Below are 1,337 nucleotides of genomic sequence, written 5' to 3'. Positions count from 1 at the left end.
ACAAAGTATCATTTCCCTTAATTTCTTCAATGAAGGGTGACAATATACGATATGGCACGTTTTTTGCCAAATCCATCATCTCTTTTTTAACACACTGTCTGTTGGATTTTGTCTTTTCAATTATGATATCTCTAGCCTCATCATTTTTGATATCCACAGTCTGTCCCAACTTGTTGACAGCCCGTTCTAAAATATCTGAACTGCTTCCGTCCTTGTTTTTAGGACCAAGTCTTAAGTGATATTCACTAACTGCATACCATGCATCCGCTATCATGCCTGCAAAGATTTCAAGAAATGTTGGTGTTTCCTCTCCTCTTGCTACTAGCTGCATTATGGAATCTAACCAGAAAAACTTGTAACACTGCGTGGTATTATCCAGCATTTTTGAGAATTTCTTTACGTTTAGACTGCAATAATATTCTATTAAATTTTCCATGGTGTGCCCTCCATCAGTATGATTCTATGCAAGATATTTATGTGTTCAAACCGGTCATGCATTATATTTTTTTACATAACCGGCTTTTTATTATTTATATATTTTCTCTGTATATTCAGGTGTCACCTTGGCTAATATGGTGTTATATAAATATTTATGTCCATCTATTGTTGGCATCATACAATTATTATACAACTGTTCTGCTATTTCATACACTGAGTAATCTATTGCATTACTGTACACTATTTCTCCGTCTTCTAACACAGCATAGGCTCTTGCTTTATACTCTGCAGTATATGCCTCTTTGCTATTTGCACCATACGTCATAGTTTCTACATACGTAGTTGTATTATCTGTTTTTTTCCAAATGCCCTTTTGTGTTGTATTATAACTCCTTACAAACTGACCCTCCATTCCAATTTTCAAATGGTCAGATGTTATTCCTGTTTTTTTCCCATTATATTTTAACAGACCATAAATCAAACCAAACTTAGTTACCTTTTTATTATTAATACTGTCAGTTACTTTTGCCACTATTTTCATTCCACCAATTTTGGTATTTATACAAACTCCCTCTATTTTTATTAAGCCTTCTAATTCTGCAGTTGTCTCCTGATTTACTTTAGTTTCATTTACAGTTGTTGTTTCTTCCGATATATTTGTATTTTTAAACAATATCGTAACGCTTTCTTTGTTATAATAATCCACCACCTTTAGTGTGTGGTATCTGCCACTTGACAGGTCAGCATCAGATATATTTACAAAGGCTCCAGCCTCCGGTGTCATATTTTTGTCATCCCATGTCACTGATGAAAACTTTGCTGCAAGATTTAATCCTACATAAACCTTTCCTGCCTCGTACTTTATCAATACCAATTTTGTTTCACCGGCTGTTACGCTA

General features: G+C 34.3%; 1 protein-coding gene. It reads right to left on the bottom strand.

Annotated features, from left to right (window positions below; translation table 11 throughout):
• Positions 1 to 526: 526 nt before the first annotated feature.
• A partial coding sequence (locus Q5O30_RS01855; protein ID WP_302674527.1) for a hypothetical protein occupies positions 527 to 1,337 on the bottom strand: 811 nt, incomplete at its 5' end.

This window comes from Eubacterium sp. CAG:161, from assembly GCF_000432355.1.
Taxonomy (GTDB): domain Bacteria; phylum Bacillota; class Clostridia; order Lachnospirales; family Lachnospiraceae; genus Eubacterium_G; species Eubacterium_G segne.
This window is presented reverse-complemented; position numbering and strand designations above follow the sequence as displayed.